The sequence below is a fragment of the Lysobacter sp. N42 genome, assembly GCF_004344885.1.
The window spans coordinates 37,245-59,534 of record NZ_SKFB01000014.1 but is presented as its reverse complement, the minus strand read 5'-3'; the positions used below and the strand labels follow the sequence as shown (position 1 = coordinate 59,534).

The 22,290-nt window shown below is 70.0% G+C and carries 22 protein-coding genes; 19 read left to right on the top strand and 3 right to left on the bottom strand.

The window, feature by feature from the left end; genetic code table 11:
- Positions 1 to 7: 7 nt before the first annotated feature.
- The 7 genes from EYQ95_RS17040 to EYQ95_RS17010 all read left to right on the top strand — a co-directional run bounded on the left by EYQ95_RS17040 (position 8) and on the right by EYQ95_RS17010 (position 6,838).
- The gene (locus EYQ95_RS17040) at positions 8 to 727 is read left to right on the top strand and encodes an SURF1 family protein (protein WP_132328503.1); all 720 of its coding nucleotides are present in this window, start codon (positions 8 to 10) and stop codon (positions 725 to 727) included.
- Positions 724 to 1,305 carry a hypothetical protein gene (locus EYQ95_RS17035; RefSeq protein WP_132328501.1) on the top strand — a complete coding sequence of 194 codons (582 nt, stop codon included), beginning with the start codon at positions 724 to 726 and terminating at the stop codon, positions 1,303 to 1,305. The genes EYQ95_RS17040 and EYQ95_RS17035 overlap by 4 nt, the downstream gene beginning before the upstream one ends.
- A gap of 4 nt (positions 1,306 to 1,309) precedes the next feature.
- On the top strand, positions 1,310 to 2,479 hold the full coding sequence (locus tag EYQ95_RS17030; RefSeq protein WP_132328499.1) for a heme A synthase: 1,170 nt from the start codon (positions 1,310 to 1,312) through the stop codon (positions 2,477 to 2,479).
- Between the two features lie 3 nt (positions 2,480 to 2,482).
- Positions 2,483 to 3,403 carry a heme o synthase gene (locus EYQ95_RS17025; protein ID WP_132328497.1) on the top strand — a complete coding sequence of 307 codons (921 nt, stop codon included), beginning with the start codon at positions 2,483 to 2,485 and terminating at the stop codon, positions 3,401 to 3,403.
- Positions 3,404 to 3,457: 54 nt separating this feature from the next.
- The gene (locus EYQ95_RS17020) at positions 3,458 to 4,297 is read left to right on the top strand and encodes a calcium-binding protein (protein WP_132328495.1); all 840 of its coding nucleotides are present in this window, start codon (positions 3,458 to 3,460) and stop codon (positions 4,295 to 4,297) included.
- A 62-nt stretch (positions 4,298 to 4,359) separates the two neighbouring features.
- Positions 4,360 to 5,646 (top strand): amidohydrolase family protein, encoded by a 1,287-nt coding sequence (locus tag EYQ95_RS17015; protein WP_132328493.1) that lies wholly within the window; start codon positions 4,360 to 4,362, stop codon positions 5,644 to 5,646.
- Positions 5,647 to 5,710: 64 nt separating this feature from the next.
- Positions 5,711 to 6,838 carry a diguanylate cyclase gene (locus EYQ95_RS17010; protein WP_132328490.1) on the top strand — a complete coding sequence of 376 codons (1,128 nt, stop codon included), beginning with the start codon at positions 5,711 to 5,713 and terminating at the stop codon, positions 6,836 to 6,838.
- A 257-nt stretch (positions 6,839 to 7,095) separates the two neighbouring features.
- Here EYQ95_RS17010 and dnaG read toward each other — a convergent pair whose 3' ends face one another.
- The 3 genes from dnaG to EYQ95_RS16995 all read right to left on the bottom strand — a co-directional run bounded on the left by dnaG (position 7,096) and on the right by EYQ95_RS16995 (position 10,535).
- Positions 7,096 to 8,841: a DNA primase gene (gene dnaG / locus EYQ95_RS17005; protein ID WP_132328488.1), complete on the bottom strand. Its 1,746-nt coding sequence runs from the start codon at positions 8,839 to 8,841 to the stop codon at positions 7,096 to 7,098.
- Positions 8,842 to 9,050: 209 nt separating this feature from the next.
- The gene (locus EYQ95_RS17000; RefSeq protein ID WP_132328486.1) at positions 9,051 to 10,037 is read right to left on the bottom strand and encodes a YihY/virulence factor BrkB family protein; all 987 of its coding nucleotides are present in this window, start codon (positions 10,035 to 10,037) and stop codon (positions 9,051 to 9,053) included.
- Positions 10,038 to 10,091: 54 nt separating this feature from the next.
- Positions 10,092 to 10,535: a GatB/YqeY domain-containing protein gene (locus EYQ95_RS16995; RefSeq protein WP_132328484.1), complete on the bottom strand. Its 444-nt coding sequence runs from the start codon at positions 10,533 to 10,535 to the stop codon at positions 10,092 to 10,094.
- A 137-nt stretch (positions 10,536 to 10,672) separates the two neighbouring features.
- Here EYQ95_RS16995 and EYQ95_RS16990 point away from each other — a divergent pair, with 137 nt between their 5' ends.
- From EYQ95_RS16990 to EYQ95_RS16935, 12 genes are all read left to right on the top strand, one after another.
- Positions 10,673 to 10,885, top strand: coding sequence for a hypothetical protein (locus EYQ95_RS16990; RefSeq protein WP_132328482.1), 213 nt, complete (start codon positions 10,673 to 10,675; stop codon positions 10,883 to 10,885).
- The gene (locus EYQ95_RS16985; RefSeq protein ID WP_132328480.1) at positions 10,885 to 12,552 is read left to right on the top strand and encodes a type IV secretory system conjugative DNA transfer family protein; all 1,668 of its coding nucleotides are present in this window, start codon (positions 10,885 to 10,887) and stop codon (positions 12,550 to 12,552) included. Before EYQ95_RS16990 ends, EYQ95_RS16985 begins: the two co-directional genes overlap by 1 nt.
- 303 nt (positions 12,553 to 12,855) lie before the next feature.
- On the top strand, positions 12,856 to 13,281 hold the full coding sequence (locus EYQ95_RS16980; RefSeq protein ID WP_243699962.1) for a toxin co-regulated pilus biosynthesis Q family protein: 426 nt from the start codon (positions 12,856 to 12,858) through the stop codon (positions 13,279 to 13,281).
- A complete protein-coding gene (locus tag EYQ95_RS16975; RefSeq protein WP_132328478.1) occupies positions 13,278 to 14,243 on the top strand; it encodes a virB8 family protein in 966 nt (321 codons plus the stop codon). The genes EYQ95_RS16980 and EYQ95_RS16975 overlap by 4 nt, the downstream gene beginning before the upstream one ends.
- The gene (locus EYQ95_RS16970) at positions 14,240 to 14,986 is read left to right on the top strand and encodes a TrbG/VirB9 family P-type conjugative transfer protein (RefSeq protein ID WP_132328476.1); all 747 of its coding nucleotides are present in this window, start codon (positions 14,240 to 14,242) and stop codon (positions 14,984 to 14,986) included. Before EYQ95_RS16975 ends, EYQ95_RS16970 begins: the two co-directional genes overlap by 4 nt.
- Positions 14,983 to 16,221 (top strand): TrbI/VirB10 family protein, encoded by a 1,239-nt coding sequence (locus tag EYQ95_RS16965; protein WP_132328474.1) that lies wholly within the window; start codon positions 14,983 to 14,985, stop codon positions 16,219 to 16,221. The genes EYQ95_RS16970 and EYQ95_RS16965 overlap by 4 nt, the downstream gene beginning before the upstream one ends.
- A 3-nt stretch (positions 16,222 to 16,224) precedes the next feature.
- Positions 16,225 to 17,262, top strand: a complete 1,038-nt coding sequence (gene virB11, locus EYQ95_RS16960) for a P-type DNA transfer ATPase VirB11 (protein ID WP_132328472.1) — start codon at positions 16,225 to 16,227, stop codon at positions 17,260 to 17,262.
- A 178-nt stretch (positions 17,263 to 17,440) separates the two neighbouring features.
- Positions 17,441 to 18,238 (top strand): lytic transglycosylase domain-containing protein, encoded by a 798-nt coding sequence (locus tag EYQ95_RS27230; RefSeq protein WP_207916496.1) that lies wholly within the window; start codon positions 17,441 to 17,443, stop codon positions 18,236 to 18,238.
- A 46-nt stretch (positions 18,239 to 18,284) separates the two neighbouring features.
- Positions 18,285 to 18,653, top strand: a complete 369-nt coding sequence (locus EYQ95_RS16950; protein ID WP_132328468.1) for a TrbC/VirB2 family protein — start codon at positions 18,285 to 18,287, stop codon at positions 18,651 to 18,653.
- Positions 18,646 to 18,954, top strand: coding sequence for a type IV secretion system protein VirB3 (locus tag EYQ95_RS16945; RefSeq protein ID WP_132328466.1), 309 nt, complete (start codon positions 18,646 to 18,648; stop codon positions 18,952 to 18,954). The genes EYQ95_RS16950 and EYQ95_RS16945 overlap by 8 nt, the downstream gene beginning before the upstream one ends.
- Before the next feature lie 51 nt (positions 18,955 to 19,005).
- The gene (locus EYQ95_RS16940; protein WP_132328464.1) at positions 19,006 to 21,468 is read left to right on the top strand and encodes a VirB4 family type IV secretion/conjugal transfer ATPase; all 2,463 of its coding nucleotides are present in this window, start codon (positions 19,006 to 19,008) and stop codon (positions 21,466 to 21,468) included.
- A gap of 35 nt (positions 21,469 to 21,503) precedes the next feature.
- Positions 21,504 to 22,277, top strand: coding sequence for a hypothetical protein (locus EYQ95_RS16935; protein ID WP_132328462.1), 774 nt, complete (start codon positions 21,504 to 21,506; stop codon positions 22,275 to 22,277).
- The last annotated feature ends 13 nt before the right edge of the window (positions 22,278 to 22,290 follow it).

Below are 22,290 nucleotides of genomic sequence, written 5' to 3'. Positions count from 1 at the left end.
GCGCCCGGTGAGCCGGCGCACGCGCCTGGTGATCGGCTGGACCGCGGCACTGCTCGCGGCGGGCCTGTTCGCATGGCTGGGGCTGTGGCAGGGCGGGCGCGCCGTGGAGAAGGAGCGCATGCTCGACGAGGTGGCCGGCGTACTGGCGCAGCGTCGCCCCGTGCCGCTTGCGGCCGCGCACGACCGCGGCCGGTCGCAGTCCTACGACTGGACCGCCGGACGCGGGCGTTTCGCCGGCGAGGTGCTGTGGCTCGACAACCAGCAGCGCGACGGACGCGTCGGCCTGCGCGCGTATGCACCGTTCCGGCCGAGGGTGGGGGACCCGCTCCTGGTGGACATGGGCTGGGCGCCGGGCGCACCGGATCGCCGCCGGCTGCCGCGCCTGCAGCTGCCGACGGGCGAGGTGGAGCTGCGCGGCCTGCTCGCGCCGCCGCCATCGCACGGGCTCGACCTGGGCGCGCCCATGGCGCGGCAGGCCGACGGCTGGCTGATGCTTCGCGTCGACCCGGCCGCCATCACCGTGGCCCTCGCGTCGCCACGCCCGTTCGCGCCGCGCGTGCTGCGGCTGGATCCCGCGCTGGGCTACGGCCTGCCGCGCGACCTGCGCCTGCTCGCCAACACGCTCCCGCCCGAGAAGCATCGCGGGTACGCACTGCAGTGGTTCGGCCTGGCCGCCACGCTGCTCGTGATCGCGCTCGTCCTCACTTTCAGGAAACCCCGCCGATGACCGCCGTCGACGACTCCCAGCGCCGGCGCAACCGCCGCACCCTCGTGATCATCGCCCTGCTGTTTCTCGGCAGCATGGCCCTGGCCGGGCTGCTGCGCTTTGCCGACATCCACCCCGCGGCCTCGCGCCAGAAGGGCGAGCTGCTCGATCCCTACGGCGACCTGCGCGACTACACGCCGCGCCTGCTCGACGGCGGCAGCTACGCGTGGAACCCGGCCAGCCGCCAATGGCGCGTGCTGGTGGCCGCACCGGCCGACTGCGGCGAGGAGTGCCGGCGGGTGGCCCGCGACGTGGGCACGGTCTGGCAGCTCATGAGCAAGGATGCCGACCGCGTCGACGTGCTCTGGTGGTGCGCGAGCACGCGCTGCGCCTGGCCCGCCGAGGGCACGCCGCCGTCGACGCTGCGCCTGCTCGCGCCCGATGCCCGCGCGCGGGCTCGGTTGCCGAAGGTGGACGCCGGCGCCGGCGTGCCGGTATACGTCGTCGACCCCAACGGATTCGTCATCCTGCGCTACGCGCCCGGCAGCGACCTGGCCGGCGTGCGCACCGACCTGTCCCGCCTGCTGAAGCTGCGGTGATCCCATGAACACGACGCCTCGAAGCGACTCCAGTCGCCCCACGCACCGCCACTTCCACCGCATCGCCTGGCTCGCGGTGGCGCTGGCGCTGGGCGTGATCGTGTTCGGTGCATTCGTGCGGCTCTCGCACGCGGGCCTGAGCTGTCCGGACTGGCCGACCTGCTATGGCCGCGCCACCTGGCCTTCGCATGCCGGCGAGGCCGCGGACCACGCCGCCACCGCGGTGCGCGTGTTCGAGGACAGCAAGGCCTGGCGCGAGCAGGTGCACCGCCATCTCGCCGCCATCCTCGGCCTGCTGGTGCTGGCGCTGGCGCTGCTGGGCGCGCGCCGTCGTCGCCATGGCATCGCGCAGGTACTCGCGGCGGCGGCGCTGGTCGGCCTGTCGATCCCGCTGTACATGCAGGCCAATTACACGATGGCCGTGGTGCTCGCCGTCGCGGGCGAGCTGATCCTGCTCGCCGCCGCGGTGCGCTGGAGCAATGCCGATCTCGCGCGCATCGCGGCGGTCACGCTGATGGTGATCGTCTTCCAGGCGCTGCTGGGCATGTGGACGGTGACCTGGCTGCTCAAGCCGATCGTGGTCATGGCGCACCTGCTCGGCGGGCTCACCACGTTCTCGCTGCTGCTGTGGATGGCCTGGCGCGCGACCGACCTGCCGATCCGCCTGGCCGATGCGCGCGTGCTGCGTCGCTGGCTGTGGGTGGCGCTGGCCGTGCTGGGCCTGCAGATCGCACTCGGCGGCTGGACCAGCGCGAACTATGCGGCGCTCGCCTGCGGCACCGACTTCCCGACCTGCGTGGGCAAGTGGTGGCCGCCCACCGACTTCCGCGAAGGCTTCGTGCTCTGGCGCGGCATCGGGGTGGACTACGAGGGCGGCATCCTCGACGGCGCCTCGCGCATCGCCATCCAGATGGCGCATCGCATGATGGCGCTGGTGGCTTTCGTGGTGCTTCTCGCGCTCGCGCTGCGCCTGCTGCGCACGCCGGGCATGCGCGGCTGGGGCTCGCTGCTGGCGCTGCTGACGCTGGCGCAGATCGCCCTCGGCATCGCCAACGTGCGCCTGGGCCTGCCGCTGCACGTGGCGGTGGCGCACAACGCCGGGGCCGTGCTGCTGCTGGCGGTGCTGGTTTCGCTGATCGCGCGGGTCAAGCCGCCGCGCGTGGCGGCGGCCTGAGCGATGACGGCGACGCTTCGCCAGTACTGGGCGCTCACCAAGCCGCGCGTGGTCGCGCTGATCGTGTTCACCGCGCTGGTGGGCATGTTCCTCGCCGTGCCGGGCCTGCCGCCGCTGAAGGAGTCGGTGCTCGGCTTCGTGGGCATCTGGCTGGCCGCCTCCAGTGCGGCGGCGATCAACCAGCTGCTGGACTCGCGCATCGACGCCAAGATGGCGCGCACCTCGTGGCGCCCGATCGTGGTGGGGCAGATCACGCCGGCGCGCGCGCTCGCGTTCGCGCTGGTGCTCGGCGTGCTGTCGATGGTGTTGCTCGTGGCCTTCGTCAACACGATCACCGCGGTGCTCACCTTCGCCTCGCTGATCGGCTACGCGGTGGTCTACACCGTCTTCCTCAAACGCGCGACGCCGCAGAACATCGTCATCGGCGGCATTGCCGGCGCGGCGCCGCCGCTGCTGGGCTGGTCGGCGATCACCGGCATGCAGGGCGACTGGGACTGGGCGCACGCGCTGCTGCTGGTGCTCATCATCTTCGTGTGGACGCCGCCGCATTTCTGGGCGCTGGCCATCTTCCGCCGCGAGGACTACGCGCGCGCGCTGGTGCCGATGCTGCCCGTCACCCATGGCGTGGAGTACACGCGCTGGCAGATCCTGATCTACACCGTGCTGCTGGTGGCGGTGACCGTGCTGCCGTGGGCGGTGGGCATGAGCGGCGTGTTCTACCTCGGCGGCGCGCTGGTGCTGGGCGCGGTCTTCCTGGTGCATGCCTGGAAGCTCATGGACCCGCCGGACGAGTTCTACGCCATGCGCGTCTTCAACTATTCCATCGTCTACCTGATGGCGCTGTTCGCCTTCCTGCTGGTGGACCACTGGCTCGCGCCGCTGATGGCGCCGGCGCCGGCATTCGAGCTGCAGCCCATGGCTTGAGACCTGCCGCGTGCGGCCCCATCGGACGGTGAACCTTCCGATGGAACCACGCCGATGGTCTGGCTGCGATGGCTGTTCGTCCTGTGCTCGGTTCTCGCACTCGCCCGCGTCGCCGCGGCAGCGCCCCCACCGCCTGAAACCGCGGGCGACGGGCGCGAAGCGATCATCCGCGCAGCCGAGGTCGTCCGGTCCGTCGCCGGCGCCCGGCGCCTGGTCCTGCTGGGCGAGCTGCACGGCACGCGCGAGGTGCCGCAGCTGGTCGCCGCACTCGCGGATGCGTACGGCGAGGAAGGCCCGGTGCTGGTCGCGGTGGAGATCGACCAGGCCGAGCAACGCGCGATCGACGCCTTCCTGCGCTCCGACGGCGGCCCGCGGGCCCGCGCGGCGCTCACCGGCCGGCCCTACTGGACGCTGCCTGCGCCGCGCAACGACGGGCGACGCAACGAGGCCCTCGTCGAGCTGTTCGAGCACGTGCGGCGCATGCGAAGCGCGGGGCGCGACATCGCCGTCCTGGCCATGGACGTGCCCGGCACGCCCGACCATCACACCCGCGACCGCGGCATGGCGGCCGTGCTGCGGGCCGCGTACGCCGCGCTGCCGCGCGGCCGGCTGCTGGTGGCCACGGGCAACGTCCACGCCATGCTGGAGCGCCCCGCGAACGCGCCGGCGCTGATGCAGGTGCCGATGGGCGCGTGGCTGCGCGACCTCGACCCGGTGTCGTTCCGCATCACCGCGCGCAGTGGCGAATTCCGCGCCTGCCGCAAGCGCTGCGGCCCCGCGCCCGCGGACGGGCCCGGCCAGCGCACGGGCCCGACGTCCGGCGCCTATCACCACGTCATCGTGCTGCCGCGGCATCGGACCGCGCCGCTCATCGGCGGCGCGCCCCTGCCCTGAGGCACATCGGCCGCCGCGCCGCGCTGCCTATACTCGCGGCCTGCCCCTGCATCGCGACCGCCATGTCCGCCGCCCGCATCGCTCCACTCCTGCTCGCCCTCGCATCCGCGCTCGCGCCCGCGACCGCCACGGCGCAGGTGTCGGCCACCGTGGTCACGGCCGAACGCATGCTGGACGTGCGTACGGGCCGCCTGGTGGATCAGCCGCAGCTGCTGCTGCGCGATGGCCGCATCGTCTCGGTCGGGCGCCGGGGCGACGCCGCGCCCGCCGACGCACGACGCATCGACCTGCCCGGCATGACGCTGCTGCCCGGCCTGATCGACATGCACGTGCATCTGGACAGCGACCCCAGCTACGGCGGCTACACCGGCCTGCAGTTCGGCGACCGCTTCTGGTCGATGCTCAGCGTGCCGAACGCGGAGAAGACGCTGATGGCGGGCTTCACCACCGTGCGCAACGTGGGCGCCGACGCCTGGAACGACGTCGGCCTGCGCCAGGCCATCGACGAGGGCAAGGTGCGCGGGCCACGCATCGTCACCGCGGGCTATTCCTTCGGCGCCACCGGCGGCCATTGCGACTCCACGTTCTTCCCGCCGTCGATGGACGAGAAGAGCCCGTTCAATGCCGATGGCCCGGACGAGGCGCGACGCGCGGTGCGCACGCTGCGCAAGTACGGCGCGCAGGTCATCAAGATCTGCGCCACCGGCGGCGTGTTCTCGCGCAATACCGAGCCGGGCCAGCAGCAGATGAGCTACGCCGAGATGAAGGCCGTGGCCGACGACGCGCACATGCTGGGCCTGAAGGTGGCCGCGCACGCGCACGGCGCGGCGGGCATCCGCGATGCGATCCGCGCCGGCGTCGACACCATCGAGCACGCCTCGCTCATCGACGAGGAGGGCATCCGGCTGGCGAAGCAGCACGGCGCCTGGCTGTCGATGGACATCTACAACACCGAGTACACGCAGGCCGAGGGCCGCAGGAACGGCGTGCTCGAGGACAATCTGCGCAAGGACCGCGAGATCGCCGAGATCCAGCGCGAGAACTTCCGCCGCGCGCATGCCGCGGGCGTGCGCATGGTCTACGGCACCGATGCGGGCGTGCATCCGCACGGCGACAACGGCCGCCAGTTCGCGGTGATGGTGCGCTACGGCATGAGCCCGGTGCAGGCGATCCAGAGCGCGACGCTCAACGCCGCGCAGGCCCTCGGCCGCGACGACGTGGGCGTGCTGGAAGCCGGCCGCCTGGCCGACCTCGTCGCGGTCAGCGGCGATCCCACCGCCGACGTGCGCCTGCTGGAAGCCGTGCCCTTCGTGATGAAGGGCGGCGACGTGGTCAAGGACGCTCGCTGAACCGGCGCTTCCGCCCGCCCCGCCGGCCATCGCGGACGCGCGCAAGCAGCGTTAGGGTGCACGCATGGCCTTCGACCGCCTGCTGTCTCGCGACCCCATCACCCGTCTGCGGCTGTCGCGCCAGCTCATGGGGCAGGCGAGCTACCTCATGTTCCTGGCCCCGGGTGCGCTGGCGGTCCACTGGGGCTGGGTGGACGGTGGCTGGTACGGCCTCGTCGCGCTGCTGGCCATCGCGCTGCTGATCAACGGCGTCTTCTTCGTGGCCATCCGCAGCGGCTTCAGCCGGCGCTTCGCCGACCCGGCGCTGCTGGTCCCGCAGATCGTGGTCGCCATCGCGCTGGCGGTCGTCACCCTGCATGCGATGCGCGGGGAGGCCCGCAGCGTCATGCTGATGCTGTTCGTGGCGATGTTCTTCTTCGGCCTGTTCGGCCTGAGCACGCTGCAGTTCCTGCGGCTGGCGCTGGTGGCGGCGGGGGCCTATGCCCTGCTGGTGCTGCTGGAGTTCCACGACCGCCCGCTCGACACGCCCGCGTTCCGCGCCGAGGTGCTGCGGATGGTGGCGCTGGTGATGATCCTGGTCTGGCTCTCGTTCCTCGGCGGCTACTTCGCCCGGCTGCGGGCCAAGCTCGCCGAACGCAAGCGCGACCTGCAGGCGGCGCTGGCGCGCGTGCAGGAGCTCTCCGAGCGCGACGAACTCACCGGCGTGCGCAATCGCCGTTTCCTCCTGCATGCGCTGGACGCCGAGCGCGCACGGGCCGAGCGCTTCGGACTGCCGTTCTCGGTGGCGATCATCGACATCGACCACTTCAAGCGCTTCAACGACGCCTACGGCCACCACGTGGGCGACGAGGTCCTGCGCGGCTTCTGCGACTTCGTGCGCGCGCAGGCACGCACGCTCGACCTGCTGGCGCGGCAGGACATGGACGATGCCTTCGGTCGCTACGGCGGCGAGGAGTTCCTCCTGCTGATGCCGCACACCCGCCTCGATGGCGCCAGCCTGTGTGTCGAGCGCATCCGCACGGGCGTCGAGGCGCATGGGTTCGCGACCGCGGCCGGGGAGCTTTCCGCCACGTTCTCCGCGGGCGTGGCCGAGTACCTTCCCGGTGAGTCGGCCGCCGAACTGCTGGCGCGTGCCGACGCGGCGCTGTACGCCGCCAAGACTGCGGGACGCAATCGCGTCGCTGTCGCCTAGCGGCGGCAGGCCGCGCGCCGGCGTGCGGGCCGCGGCCGGTTCCGTCGCCTTGCCATGGCCGTCGTCCGAACCGTTTCAAGGCGAGCCGTTTCCGGGCGACGGTACACGTCGACGTCCCCTCGCGGCCCCTCCCTGCGCGGTAAAGCGGTGCCGTCCGGGCGCCGCGACGTGGCGGGCCGGAGCCTGCGTTCGGACGCGCAGGCCGCGTCCGCCGATCCCGGCCACGGCGGGCACGAGCGCCGTGGCGACGTCGCGCGCTATGGCAGGCCGATGCCCGCACGCTGCCGGAGCAGCGCGCGCAGGCTCTCCTTCTCCGCCTCGTCCAGCCCCTTCTCGCGCTGGCGCGCCTGCAGCTCCTCGATGCGCTGTTCGATGGTCGCGCGGTTGAGCAGGGCGACGTTGTCCAGAAGCTCCGCGCGCCAGTTCGCGTCGATGCCCGGCAGGGTCTGCACCATCAGCTTCTGCAGCGGCTCGTGCTCCTCGCGCCCGGCGAAGTGCTCGACCAGCGCGGCAGCGCCGATGTCCGGGCGCGCATGCACCAGCCGCACCAGCTCGATCAGCAGCGGGATACCGGGCTGGCGCAGTTCGGCGAAGGGCGGGTCGGCCGGTATCTCCAGCGCGAGCGCCGGCACGTGCAGGATGCGCAGGATCGCGCTGCGCACCAGGCTCTGCCTGGGTGGCGGCGCCGCGCCACGCATGGCGGCGCGGGCGCGCTGCGCGGGCACGTGCGTTTCCGGCTGCGCGCTGCGCGCGCCCACGCCGGTGAGCTCGGTGAGCCGCTGGCGCATCAGGTCGGCGAAGGCGCCGTCGGGAATCTGCGCCAGGAGCGGCTTGGCGCGCTCGGCCAGCCGTCCCTTGCCCTCCAGCGTGGACAGGTTCACGCCGTCGGACAGCGAATCGAACAGGAACTGCGACAGCGGCGTGGCCGACTGCAGGCGCGCTTCGAAACCGTCCCGGCCTTCGCTTCGCACGATCGAGTCCGGGTCCTCGCCTTCGGGCAGGAACAGGAAGAAGGCCTGGCGTCCGTCCTTCATGCGTGGCAGCACCGACTCCACCGCCTTCCATGCCGCCGCGCGGCCGGCGCGGTCGCCGTCGAAGCAGAAGTACACGTCGGGCGCATTGCGGAACAGCAGCTCGGCATGGTCGGACGTGGTCGCCGTGCCCAGCGTGGCCACGGCCTGCGTCACGCCGTTCTGGAACAGCGCGATCACGTCCATGTAGCCCTCGACCACGATCAGCCGCTCGATGCGCTGGTTCGCGCCGCGCACCTGCCACAGGCCGTAGAGCTCGCGGCCCTTGTGGAACAGCCGCGTCTCCGGCGAGTTGAGGTACTTGGGGCCGTCGTCCTTGTCGATGACGCGCCCGCCGAATGCGATGGGCCGGCCGCGGCGGTCGAAGATGGGGAACATCACGCGGTCGCGGAACTTGTCGTACACACGCCCGGCATCGTTCTTGGAGAACAGCCCGCCGCGCTCGAGCAGCGCGAGCCTGTGCGCGTCCGTGCCCAGCGCGTTCTTCAGCGCTTCGAAGCCGTCGGGCGCGTAGCCGAGCTGGAACTGCTCGCGGACGGCCTCGCTCACGCCGCGCGCGTCGAAGTACGCACGCGCCTTGGGCGAGGCACGCAGCTGCTGGCGGAAGAACTGGCTCGCCGCCTCCATCGCGCCGTACAGCTCCTGCAGCTGCGGATCGGCCACGCGCTGCTTCGTCTCGCGTGGCACTTCCATGCCCACGCGCTTGGCCAGCTCCTCCACCGCGTCGAGGAACTCCAGGCGGTCGTAGTTCATGAGGAAGCTGATCGCCGTGCCGTGCGCCCCGCAGCCGAAGCAGTGGTAGAACTGCTTGGTCGGCGAGACGGTGAAGCTGGGCGAGCGCTCGTCGTGGAAGGGGCAGCGCGCCGAGAACTCCTTGCCCTGGCGCTTGAGCGGGACGCGCGAGCCGACCACTTCGACGATGTCGGAGCGGGCGAGGAGGTCGTCGATGAAGGCGTCGGGGATGCGGGCCATGGTCAGGCGGTGGCGTACGCCGCGTCCGGGCAGGGCCGGTGCATGGCGGCGCGAAGGATGCGTCGCGGACGAGATGCGTCCCCGCCCAGTCTAGCCCGCGCGGCGGCGGGGCCGCGGCCCGGGCTGCTGGCGCGGCGGCAGCGGACGCGCTCACGGGCCAGGTCGGGCCAGCATGCCGGGAGCCGGTCGCAGGCGATGCGCCGCGCCCGTCAGCCCGTCGCCGGGGCCCCGTCGGCCGGGCCGGCCGGCGGCAGCACGCCCAGGCGTTCGTCGATGGTCGCCGTCACCACCGCGCCGGCGTAGAGGATCACCGCCGCGTAGTAGACCCAGAGCATCGCCAGCACCAGCGCGCCCATCGCGCCGTAGGCCGAGGCGGTGGTCGCCCGCGCCAGGTACCAGGCGATGAAGGCGCGGCCGGCCAGGAACAGCACCGCGGTGAGCGCGCCGCCGCCGAAGGCCAGCGGCCAGCGTACGCGGCGGTCGGGCAGGTAGCGGTACATCAGCGCGAAGGCCAGGGTGTAGACGACCAGGCCGGCCAGCGTGGCCACCGACTCGCCCTGCACGAAGCGCCCCACGGTGAGCTCCAGCAGCGTGGAGACCGTGAGCGAGATCAGCAGGAGAAAGCCCAGCGCCAGCAGCAGGCCGAAGGAGAGCAGGCGCTTGCGCAGCCAGTTCCAGACGCCGGCGAGCGCGGTGGCGTCGGTGCGGAAGACCGCGTTGAGCGCCTCCTGCAGCTGCGCGAACACGGCGCTGGCGCCCACCACCAGCAGCGCGATGCTCCACCAGCCCGCCAGCGAGCCGGTGTCGGGCATGGCCTGCGCATGCTCGAGCACGGTGCGCGCCACCGTCTGCGCCTCCGGGCCGGCGAGCAGGCCGATCTGCCCGACCAATGCGGCCTGGGCGGCATCGCTGGAGGCGGTGGTCCACAGCGCCAGCAGCATCAAGGGCGCCAGCGACAGCACCGCGTAGAAGGCCAGTGCCGCCGCGTGCGTCACCACCTGGGCGTCGATGAAGCGCCGCAGCAGCGCCATCGGCAGCGAGCCGATGCCTGCGCGACGCACGCGCGAGCGCACCGGCGCCGGCGGCGGTGCGCCGTCGGCCTGCGTGATCGAGGCGGGGGCGGTCGGATCGAGCTGGTCGGCCACCGGGGGCGGGGTGGCCGGGCGCGTGGGATCGGTCGGCGTCGGCAGGGCCATGCGCGGACCATGCCACGCGCCCCCGTCATCGCGCCGCGATCGCGGCCGGGTGGCTCAGCCCAGGCGCTGCTTCACCAGCTTCGACACCAGGCCCATGTCGGCCTGGCCGGCCAGGCGCGGCTTGAGCACGCCCATCAGCCTGCCCATGTCGGCCGCGGAGCTCGCGCCGGTTTCGGCGACCGCGGCCTCGATGGCGGCGGCGATCTCGGCCTCGCCCATCTTCTGCGGCAGGTAGCGCTCGATCACCACGATCTCGTCGCGCTCGGCCTGGGCCAGGTCCTCGCGCCCGGCCGATTCGTACTGCGCGACCGAGTCGCGGCGCTGCTTCACCATCTTGTCGAGCACGGCCACCACCCCCGCGTCGTCCAGCTCCACGCGCTCGTCCACTTCCTTCTGCTTGATCGCGGCATTGACCAGGCGGATCACCGCCAGCGTGCCCTTGTCGCCGCCCTTCATGGCGGCCTTCATGTCGTCGGTGAGGCGTTGCTTGAGGCTCATGGGGGGGCTCCGCGATGCGTGGGGCGCATAGGGTAGCGGCGTCGCACGCCCGCGGCATGCGTGACGCCGCCGCCGCCGGCCGCTACGCTAGTGCCGCGGCGCCCGGGACGGGCGCGAAGCGCGGAAAGGAGGCCGCCATGCACGACATCAGCCTGTATTCCCGTGGCCCTTACCGGGTCCTCGACCTGCGTGAGGACGACCGCCCGCGCCCCTGGGTAGTGGTCGACGCCGCCGGCAGCTGGCTGCACGAGGACATCAGCTTCGAGGCCGCGCGCGACTGGGTCGACCGCCGCGAGGCGCAGCGGCCCGGCACGCCCGTGCGTGCGATGCGCCCGCGGGGGCTGCGCTGATGCACGCCCGCCTGCTGTTCGCGCTCATCGTGCTGGCGCTGGCCGCCACGGCCGGGCTGTACCTGGCCGGCCGCTTCACCACCATGCTGCTGGGCGTCGACGGCGCCGCCGCCGGCTGGGCGGTCTATCTGGACTACCTGCGCACGCTGGACCTGCCGCAGGTGCGTCCCTACGCCGGCAGGATCAAGGCCGCGGGCGCCCTCGGCTTCGGCCTGCCGGCGCTGGCCTGCGTCGGCCTGCTGGCCGTCGCGCTGCGAACACCGCGGCGCGCCCTGCATGGCGATGCGCGCTTCGCGAAGGCCTCCGACCTCGCCCGCCACGGGCTGTTCGACGGCGGCCCCAGCGCGCTGGTCGTGGGCCGGTTCAACGGCAGGCTGCTGCGCCTGCCGGGCCAGCAGTTCGCGATCCTGGCCGCGCCCACGCGCTCGGGCAAGGGCGTGGGCGTGGTCATCCCGAACCTGCTCGAGTACGGCGATTCGGTGGTGGTGCTCGACATCAAGCAGGAGAACTTCGACCTGACCTCCGGCTGGCGAGCCGCCCAGGGCCACGAGGTGTACCTCTTCAATCCGTTCGCCGAAGACCGTCGCACGCATCGCTGGAACCCGCTGAACTACGTCTCTTCCGACCCGGCCTTCCGCATCTCCGACCTGCAGGCCATCGCGGCCATGCTCTACCCCGACACGGTCGACGAGCAGAAATTCTGGGTGAGCCAGGCGCGCAACGCCTTCCTCGCCTTCGCGCTGTATCTTTTCGACAAGCACGACCACGAACAGGCCGCCGGCTTCCCGGGCGCGCAGGCGCCCACGCTCGGCGCGATCTACCGCTTGTCCTCGGGCGACGGCAGCGACCTGCGCGCCTGGCTGCGCACGCTGTCGCAGCAGTCGTTCCTGGGCGGGCCCGCGCGCATGGCCTTCGCCACGCTGCTGAGCCAGGCCGACGAGACCTTCGCCTCGATCATCGGTACCTTCAAGGAGCCGCTGAACGCCTGGATCAATCCCGTCCTCGACGCCGCCACCAGCGCCGACGACTTCCTGCTCACCGACGTGCGCAGAAAGCGCATGAGCATCTATATCGGCATCCAGCCCAACAAGCTGGCCGAGAGCCGGCTGATCGTGAACCTCTTCTTCAGCCAGCTCATCGGCCTCAACACACGCGAGTTGCCGCAGAACGACCCGTCGCTCCGGCACCAGTGCCTGCTGCTGATGGACGAGTTCACCTCCATCGGCCGCGTCGACATCATCGCCAGCGCGGTGGCCTACATGGCCGGCTACAACCTGCGCCTGCTGCCCATCGTGCAGAGCATGGCGCAGCTCGACGCGACCTACGGCAAGGAGCTTTCGCGCACCCTCATCACCAACCACGCGCTGCAGATCGTCTACGCACCGCGCGAGCAGCAGGACGCCAACGACTATTCCGAGATGCTGGGCTACACCACGGTGCGTCGCCAGAGCGTGACGCGTGGCCGCGACGTCACCCGCAACGAGGTGCTCGAGCGCCGCGCCCTCATGCTGCCGCAGGAGCTCAAGGCCATGGGCCCCGACCGGCAGATCGTCATGTACGAGGGCATCCCCCATCCGGTCATGGCCGAGAAGATCCGCTATTACAAGGATTCCTACTTCACGCAGCGGCTTCTTCCGAAGGTCCAGGTGCCACGCCTTCCGGTCTAGTGCACCTGCGGCGGCGCCATGTTGACGTCGCGCGCATGCATGGCTAACGTACGCCGCGAGCCCGTCGGGCTCGCAATGCTCGGGGATGAGCGGGCCCGCCACGCGGGTCGCTGACGAACAACGTCGGACAGGGAAGGGGGAGCAAGGACAGCCATTCGCGGCAGGACGCCGGGTCACACGCACCGAACGCGCCGCCGCGCCACACGCATCGATCTCACTGCGGGACTGTGTCCCGATCCGCCGCATGTCGCCTGCGCATCCGCGCCGCGGCCTGCCGTGTCCAGCATTTTCCGTGGGTGCTCCGTGAACGTTCGCAAGGCATCGCTGCGTGGCCTCCCGGCCGCGTTCCTCCTGTCGTTCCTCGTCCTGCTCGGCGCTTGCGCGGCGCGTCCCGCGCCCGGCATCGGGGGGCGCTGGACGCCCGTCAACCGCTATCCCGCGCAGGCCCAGGAGATCCCGCTGCGTCCGGCGTACACCTTCTACGCAACGCCCATGGACCGCACGCTCAAGGGCATGCTCGAGCGCTGGGCACGCGACCGGCACATGACGCTCGCCTACCAGCACGCGTCGGACTTCACGCTGCACGCACCCGTCGCCGAGCTGCGCACCGACGACCTCGATGCCGCGGTGGCACGCCTCAACGGGATCTACGCGGCCCAGCGCGTCGCGGTGGCGGTGGAGGGCGAGCGCATCGTCGTGCGCGCCACCGCGCCGGAGGCCGCGCCGTGAAGCGCCGGGACGCGAAGGATGCGGGCGGGCGCGTCGAGCTCGCGGTCGGACGCGCCGTGAACTACGAGGTCAGCCTGGCCGACCTCGCGCGCCGCAGCGAGCGACGCGCCTGGTGGGTGGCCGGGAGCGCCGTCGCGCTGTCCGTGCTGCTGGGCGCGGGCTACCTCGTGATGCTTCCGCTCAAGGAAAAGGTGCCCTACCTGGTGATGGCCGACGCCTACAGCGGCACCGCCACGGTCGCGCGCCTGACGGGCGGGCTGGACGATCTGAGTGTCACCCAGTGGGACGCGCTCCATCGCAGCAACGTCGCGCACTACGTGCTTGCGCGCGAGTCCTACGACCTCGCCCTCCTCAAGCTGCGCGACTGGACCACCGTCCACACGATGTCCGCTCCCCAGGTGGCCACCGAGTACACGACGCTCAATTCCTCGCAGAACCCCGAAAGCCCGTTCAACGTCTACGGGAAGGCCAAGGCGATCCGCGTGCAGATCAACAGCATCCAGATGATCGGCGGCAGCGCGACGCAACGGCCGAAGGGCGCCACCGCGCGCTTCCAGCGCAGCCTCTACGACAAGTCCAACGGCTACACCGAGTTCCTGGACAACCGCATCGCCACCCTCGAGTTCACCTACAACAAGAACCTCAAGATGGACGAGAAGCACCGGATCGAGAATCCGCTGGGCTTCCATGTGACCAGCTATCGCGTCGATACCGACTTCGCCAGCACGCCGCCGCCGGCGGTCGTGGCCACGCCGGCGCCCGCCGGCACGCCGATGACGGCGGTCCCGCAGGGCGTGGCCGGGGGCCCCGCCGAGGCGCTGCCGGCTGCGATGCACGCACCGATGCCGACGGGGCTGGCATCGTCGCCCATGCCGCAGGCGGCGCTTCCCGCCCAGGCTGTGGCACCCGTGCAGGCGCAGCCCGCGCCCGCCACCGGTTCGGTGCAGGGAGGTGCGCGATGAAGGCGCTGCTGCTTGCCGCCGCCCTCGCGCTCGGCGCCTATGCCTCTTGCGCGCAGGCGCAGGCCGTGCAGCAGTACGAGTACGTGCCTGACCGCATCTACCCCATCCGCACCGGCTTGGGCATCACCACGCAGATCGAGCTCAGCCCCGACGAGAACGTCATCGACTACAGCACCGGCTTCTCCAATGGCTGGGAGCTCACGCGGCGCGACAACGTGTTCTACGTCAAGCCCAAGAACGTCGACGTCGACACCAACCTCGTCGTGCGCACGGAGACGCATTCGTACATCTTCGAGCTGCGCGTGGTCGCCACCGACTGGCGCGCCCTCGACCAGGCCAAGAACGCCGGCGTGCAGTACAAGGTCTCGTTCGTCTACCCGAAGGACACGCGCTTCCGCGCCGAGAACGTCGCCGAGAAGGCGCCCGCGCTGAGCACCCGACTCGAGGCGGGCCGTGCCTACCACTTCGACTACGACTACGCCACGCGCACGAAGCTGCGCGCACTGGTGCCGGTCAACGTGCACGACGATGGCCAGTTCACCTACATCCGCCTCAGCGACATGGCCGCCTTCCCCAGCGGCAGCTTCCCTGCCGTGTTCGGGCGCGATACGCAGAACGGCGAGGACTTCGTGGTGAACACCACCGTCGAGGACGGAACCATCGTCGTCCATGGCACCTACCGCTACCTCGTCATCCGCCACGGCAGGCACGTGGTCGGCCTGCGCCGGAACCCCGCCCGATGAACCCGAACGCGCCCAATCCCTATCTCCCCGGCCACGAGCCCTCCGCTGCGTCAGTTCAGCGCGAAGGCTACGGCGCCGAGGCTCCGCAGCTGGAAGACACCGGTCCGATGCTGCGGCAGGCCGAGGCACAGCGCATCAACCGCAAGGCGCTGCTGTTCCTGGCCGGCATCGTCGGCATGCTGGTGCTGATGGCCCTGTGGATGTTCGCGCGCGCCACCGACAAGGACGCGGACAAGGCGATCAAGCCGCCGAGCGAGGTCGTGAAGATCCCCGAGCTGCCACAGGCGGCAGCCGCAGAACCGGTCCCGCTGGCGTCGACGCCGCCTTATGGTGCGGACGCCGCGTACGCCGCCGATCTTGCCCCGCTGCCGCCGCTCCCCGAGCCCGAGCCGATGCCGGCGTACGCGGCCGCGCCGCCCCCGCCCCCGCCGCCGCCGCCGGGCTACGGCATGCCCGCATCGGCCGAGCCCCGCCCGCTGTCGCTGCTGGAGCGCCGCATGGGCGAGGACACGGCCTCCGGCAGGCCGGCATCGCCGCAGGAGGCTTACGCCCAGGCCATGCTCGCGAGCATGCAGGCCGCCAATCCCGCCGCGGCCAAGGCCGAGCCGGTCAAGGCCACCGCGCGCGACGGTGCGCGCTACATCGCCAACCCCGACGCGCTGCTCGTGCGCGGCACCTACATCCGCTGCGTGCTCGAGACGCGCATCGTGACCGACGTGCCGGGCTACACCTCCTGCATCGTCACCGAGCCCGTGTACTCGATCAACGGTCGCAGCCTGCTGCTGCCAAAGGGCTCGAAGGTGCTGGGGCGCTATGAGGAAGGGCCGGACGGCCCGCGCGTGGCCGTGGTGTGGGATCGCATCACCACGCCGAACGGCATCGACGTCAGCATGGCCAACCCCGGTGTGGACGGCATGGGCAGCGCCGGCCACCCCGGCCACTACGACGCTCACTGGCCCAGCCGCATCGCCAGCGCGCTGCTGATCAGCCTCATCGCGGACGGCTTCGAATACGCCGCGGCCAAGCACGGGCCCGGCACGACGTACGCCACCGACAATCTCGTGGTCGAAGCGCCGTTCGAGAGCAAGACCGCGCAGTCGCTCGAGCGCGTGGCGCAGCAGGCCATCAGCGCTGGCGCCCGCCGTCGCGCGACGCTGACTGTCAACCAGGGCGTCGTGGTGAACGTCTACGTCGCACGCGACATCGACTTCTCCAGCGTCGTCGCCCGCCGCTGAGCCATGAGTTTCGACACGCCACCGCTCGCGCAGGTCTCCAGCGAGTTCCTCGACTACCAGTACGAGGTGCTCGGCATCGCGCCATATCTGCGCTCGCCCGACGTCACCGAGATCTGCGTGAACCGGCCCGGCGAGCTCTACCTGGAGACGCGCGGCGGCTGGCAGCGGGTGGAGGTGCCCACGCTCACCTTCGAGCGCGCCCGGCAGTTCTGCACCGCGGTCGTGAACGAAAGCAACACCGGCCAGCGCATCACCGATGCGGACCCGGTCGTCTCGCTGACATTCCCCACCGGCCAGCGCGCGCAGTTCGTGATCCCGCCGGCCTGCGACGCCGGCAAGGTCTCCATCACCATCCGGCTGCCGTCGCGGCAGGCCCGCAGCCTCGAGCAGTACGAACAGGACGGCTTCTTCTCCCAGCTCATGGCTGCGCCCGCCGAGGTCTCCGAGCATGACGCGGAGCTGCTCCACCTCAAGGCCTGCGGCGACTTCGCCGGCTTCTTCCGGCGCGCGGTCGAATACCGCAAGAACATCGTCGTCTCGGGCGCGACCGGCAGCGGCAAGACCACCTTCATGAAATCGCTGGTGGACCACATCCCCCGGGACGAACGCCTGATCACCATCGAGGATGCGCGCGAGCTGTTCCTCGGCCAGCCCAACGTCGTCCACCTGCTCTATTCCAAAGGCGGGCAGAGCACCAGCAACGTCACTGCCAAGACCTGCATGGAGGCCTGCCTGCGCATGAAGCCCGACCGCATCATCCTGGCCGAGCTGCGTGGCGACGAGTCCTTCTATTTCATCCGCAACTGCGCCTCGGGCCACCCCGGTTCGATCACCAGCTGCCACGCAGGCAGCACGGCACAGACCTGGGACCAGCTGGCGTTGATGGTCAAGGCGTCCGCGGAAGGCTCGGGGCTGGAGTTCTCCGTCATCAAGCGTCTGCTGATGTTGACCATCGACATCGTCGTGCACATCCGGGCGCATGCCGGCGAGCGCCGCATCACCGGCATCGATTTCGACCCCCGCAGGCAGGTGGCCGCATGACCGTCGTGCAGGCGCCATCGGCGATGCGGAGCGCCGCTCAGCCGCGATTGACAGCGATTCCGGGCGCGTGGGTAAATGACCTGGGCCGCGCCAGCACGCGCGGCGTGGGTCTCAGGGAAGGGGCGGGCCGCCGGCGAGCGGCCGACGGGAGCACAGGGAGCGTGAGCGCATGTTCGGCATCGAACTGATGGCCTGTCCGGACCTCGCGGTACCGCGCGAGGTCATGCAGCACGTCGTGCAGGTCGAGTCCTCGTTCAACCCCTACGCCATCGGTGTCGTCGGGGGCCGGCTCGTGCGGCAGCCCCGCAACCTCGCCGAGGCGGTCGCCACGGCGCGCATGCTCGAGCGGCGCGGCTACAACTTCTCGCTGGGCCTGGCGCAGGTCAATCGCTACAACCTCGCCAAACAGGGCCTTGCGAGCTACGAGCAGGCTTTCCAGGCCTGCCCCAACCTGCAGGCCGGCTCGCGCATCCTGGCCGAGTGCCATGGGCGCTCCGGGGGCGACTGGGGCCGGGCGTTCAGTTGCTACTACTCGGGCAACTTCGTCACCGGCTACCGGCACGGCTACGTCCAGAAGGTTTTCGCGTCCATGCGGCGCGCGCCCGGCGCCCAGCCTGCGGCGGACGAGTCCCTCGCGATCGACGTGGTCGGGCACCCGTCGCGCAATGCGGTCGCGCGCTCGCGCGTCGCGGCGCGTACCGCGCGTCCCGCTGGCGCGTCCGCCCCTGCGTCCGCGTCCGCGTCGGCGCGACGGATCGCCGCGCGCATCGTGCCGGTCGCCCCCGTGCCGCCGCCCGCCGCGCCACATGCATCGGAGCCTGCGTCGAACGCCGCGGTGGCCGTGCTCGACGCACAAGGCGGGCCGCCACGGCTGGTTGCCGCAGGAACGGCACCCGCGGCGACATCCGCTCCCGTACCCGGCAGTCCGCCGCCCGTCGAGCCCGGGCCACCCGCCGACGCAGCCTTCGTGTTCTGAGTCCACCCGTCACGCGCGGCCTCGCGCATCACCCAGGAGATCCACCATGACGCCGTCCCGCACCCGCACCCCCCGTTCCCTGCTCGCCGCGCTGGCCCTGCTCGCGCTCGTTGCGCTGCCGGGCCTTGCCTTCGCCCAGTCGGGCCTGGAAGGCACCGACAACGACGTGCGGGACTTCTTCCGCAACATCAACAGCCTTCTCAACATCGCTTCGGTCGCGGTGGTGACCATCGCCGTGATCTTCGCCGGCTACCAGATCGCGTTCGCCCACAAGCGCATCTCCGACGTGGCGCCGGTCCTCATCGGCGGCTTCATGATCGGCGCCGCGGCGCAGATCGCGAACATGCTGATTGGCGACGGCGACGAGACCAACCCGATCTCCGTGGTCGTGCAGCTGCTGCCCATGTATGCATAAGAACGTGCTGTTCCGGGGCTGCACCCGGCCCGCGATGTTCCTCGGCGTGCCCTACATGCCGTTCTTCATCGGGGCCGGTTCCTGCCTGCTGCTCGCCTTCTACGTCGACATGTTCTGCCTGCTGCTGATCCCGCCCGTCATCTTCGTGATGCGGCAGATGGCGCGGCGGGACGAGATGATCTTCCGCCTGCTGGGCCTGCGCTGGCAGGTCCGCACGCGGATACGGAACGTCGAGCACCACGGCGGCATGTGGGTGTTCTCCCCGAACAGCTACCGCGATCCACGCAAGTCCGGTCGCTGACCTCCGCACCCCGAGGCCGCCGCCCCGCAGGCGGCGGCCGGACCCACCGCCATGTTCACGCCCGATCCTTCCATCAGCGAGTTCATCCCGCTGTCCACGCACGTCTCCCCGCACGTGGTCAAGACCACGGGCGGCGACTACCTCATGGTCTGGCACCTGGAAGGCCTGCCGTTCGTGGGCCGCGAGGAGTGGGAGATCGAGCACCGGCACAACACTTTCAACCGCATGCTGCAGACGCTGCGGGCGCCGGATTTCGCCAACCTCGCGTTCTGGGTGCACGACGTGCGCCGCCGGCGGCAGATCAGGGATTCCAGCCGCTTCCGACAGCGCTTCAACCAGGAGCTGTCCGACGCCTACTTCTCGTCGCTCTCCTCGCAGAAGCTGATGCAGAACGAGCTGTACCTGACGATGATCTACCGTCCGGTGGTCAGCGGTAAGCGCCTGGTGGAGAAGTCGGCGGACACGGCGCGCCTGCAGGCCGAGCAGGACGAGGCGATCGCCAAGCTGGACGAGCTCGCGGGCAACCTCGAGGCCGTCCTCAAGGACTACGCGCCCTATCGGATGGGCATGTACGAGGGCAGCAACGGCATCGCGTTCTCCGAGACGCTCGAGTTCTTCGCCTACCTCATCAACCGCATCGACGAGCCCGTGCCGGTCCTGGATGCGCCAGTGGCGACCTACCTGCCCGTCAGCCGCCACCTGTTCTCCAGCCGCACGGGCGACTTCGTCATCAACACCCCGCACGGCGAGAACCATTACGGGGCGCTGCTGAACATCAAGGAGTACACCGACTCCACCTATCCGGGCATTCTCAACCGCCTGAAGTACCTCGACATCGAGTACGTCATCACGCACTCCTTCAGTCCGATGGGGCGCCATGATGCGCTGAAGGTGCTGGAGCGGACCAAGGGCATGATGGTGTCCTCGGGCGACAAGGCCGTCAGCCAGATCGTCGAGCTCGACCATGCGATGGACCAGCTCGCCTCGGGCAACTTCGTGCTCGGCGAGTACCACTTCACGATGGCCCTGTATGCAGGTAGCCAGGAGCAGCTGGCGCGCCACATCGCGACCACGCGCGCCGAGCTCTCGAACGCCGGGTTCGTGTCGACCAAGGAGGACCTCGCGGTCGTCGCCTCCTTCTACTCCCAGCTTCCCGCCAACTGGAAGTACCGCACGCGCCTGGCGAACGTGAGTTCGCTGAACTTCCTGGGGCTCGCGCCGCTACACAACTTCGCCAGTGGCAAGCGCGACAACAATCCGTGGGGCCCGTGCGTCACCACGCTGCAGACGACCAACGGCCAGCCCTATTACTTCAACTTCCACGCCACCCATCCCGGCGAGAACTCGCGCGGGGAGAAGGCCATCGGCAACACGATGGTCATCGGCAAGTCGGGTACCGGCAAGACCGCGCTGATCAACTTCCTGCTGAGCCAGGTCCAGAAGATCGAGCCCGCTCCGACGATCTTCTTCTTCGACAAGGACCGCGGCGCCGAGATCTTCGTCCGCGCCTGCGGCGGCAATTACCTGGCCCTCGAGAACGGCCGGCCCACCGGCTTCAACCCGTTCCAGTGCGAGAGGACCGAGGCGAACATCCAGTTCCTCGCGGACCTGATCAAGGTCCTGGCCGGCAAGGCCTCCTACACGGCGCGCGAGGACGAGGACATCTTCCGCGCCGTCGAGGGCATGCTCGACACGCCCATGCGCCTTCGCAGCATGACGAACTTCCAGAAGAGCCTGCCCAACATGGGCGACGACGGCCTGTTCGCCCGGCTGCGCAAGTGGACCGCCGGCAACTCGCTCGGCTGGGTGTTCGACAACCCCGAGGACACCATCGACCTCGAGAAGGCCCCGATCATCGGCTTCGACTACACCGACATCATCGACAACCCGGAAGTGCGCGTGCCGGTCATCAACTACCTGCTGCACCGGCTGGAGTCGCTGATCGACGGGCGTCCCCTGATCTACGTGATGGACGAGTTCTGGAAGATCCTCGACGGCCAAGGCGGCCTGAAGGAGTTCGCCAAGAACAAGCAGAAGACCATCCGCAAGCAGAACGGCTTGGGCATCTTCGCCACGCAGAGCCCCGAAGACGCGTTGGCCAGCGACATCGCGGCAGCGCTGATCGAGCAGACCGCGACGATGATCCTCCTTCCCAACCCCAACGCCAGCCGCGAGGACTACATCGAGGGCCTCAAGCTGACCGAAGCCGAGTACGAGGTCGTCGTCCGCCTGGACGAGCGCTCCCGCTGCTTCCTGGTCAAGCAGGGCCATGCCTCCAGCGTCTGCCAGCTCAACCTGCGGGGAATGGACGACGCCCTGGCCGTCATCTCGGCGTCCACCGACAACATCGAGGTCCTGCACGAACTCCTCGACGAGAGAGCGAGGGAGCTCGGCTGTCGTGTCGACGCGCTGACCCCGGACCAGTGGCTCGATGCGTTCTTTGAGCGGCGGAAGGGGGCCGGAAAGTCTGTGGCATCGATGCACGGGAATCGAACTTCGCAGGCTGCGGCGTGAGAAGCCTCAATAACCACTCTGCTCGGAGAGCTGACATGGAAGATCGAACTGCCCGGGCGAACGTCCGACGCGGCACAGCTGCGATAGTCCTCGGGGCCGCCTTGGCGGCCACTGTTCCCGCAAGGGCGCAGCTCACCACGGTCGAAATCGGACCGACGCAATTCAATACTCTTCTGACACAGATCAATACATACCTGCAACAGCTGCAGGCTCACACCGAATATGGCATGCAGGCGCAACGCTGGTATCAAACATACCAGCATTATCAGCAGCAGCTGGTGCGCATGCACGGTCTCATCAAGAGTTTCGGCTTGCCCGCGAATCAAGAGCTCAGGGAAGTGGACCCCAACTATCTGGTAGCGGATCGCTGCGGAGGCTCGTTCTCCCTGAGTGGTGCGCTGTATGCGATCGCACCCAAGCGAGATGGTGACTATGTTGCACAGCAGCGCGGCATCTGTGCACAGATCCAGCGGCTTCAGAACATCAAGTACAACGAGACAGTCAGATTCCTGAGGTTGACAGTTCCGGCGATGGAAGCGCAGGTAAAACAGGTCGAGGAGATGCGGCGCACAGACAACAGCAACGGCACTGTCGATGCCTCGACGAACGCGGCGGTCAAGACGCTGGCAGATCTCGAGTCACAAATGCAAAGCTGGTCGGCACGAATGAATTCGTATGACCAGTACATCGGGACCCTCAAGGAAACGCAGCGTCAGATCGCACAGATCGCACTGAAAGGAGAGCGTAATGCTGTCGGAACGATCGTCAAGACGAGCGCGCTCAAGGCAGCGTTGGAGGTTGGCAAGTGAGAGCGGCGGCTTG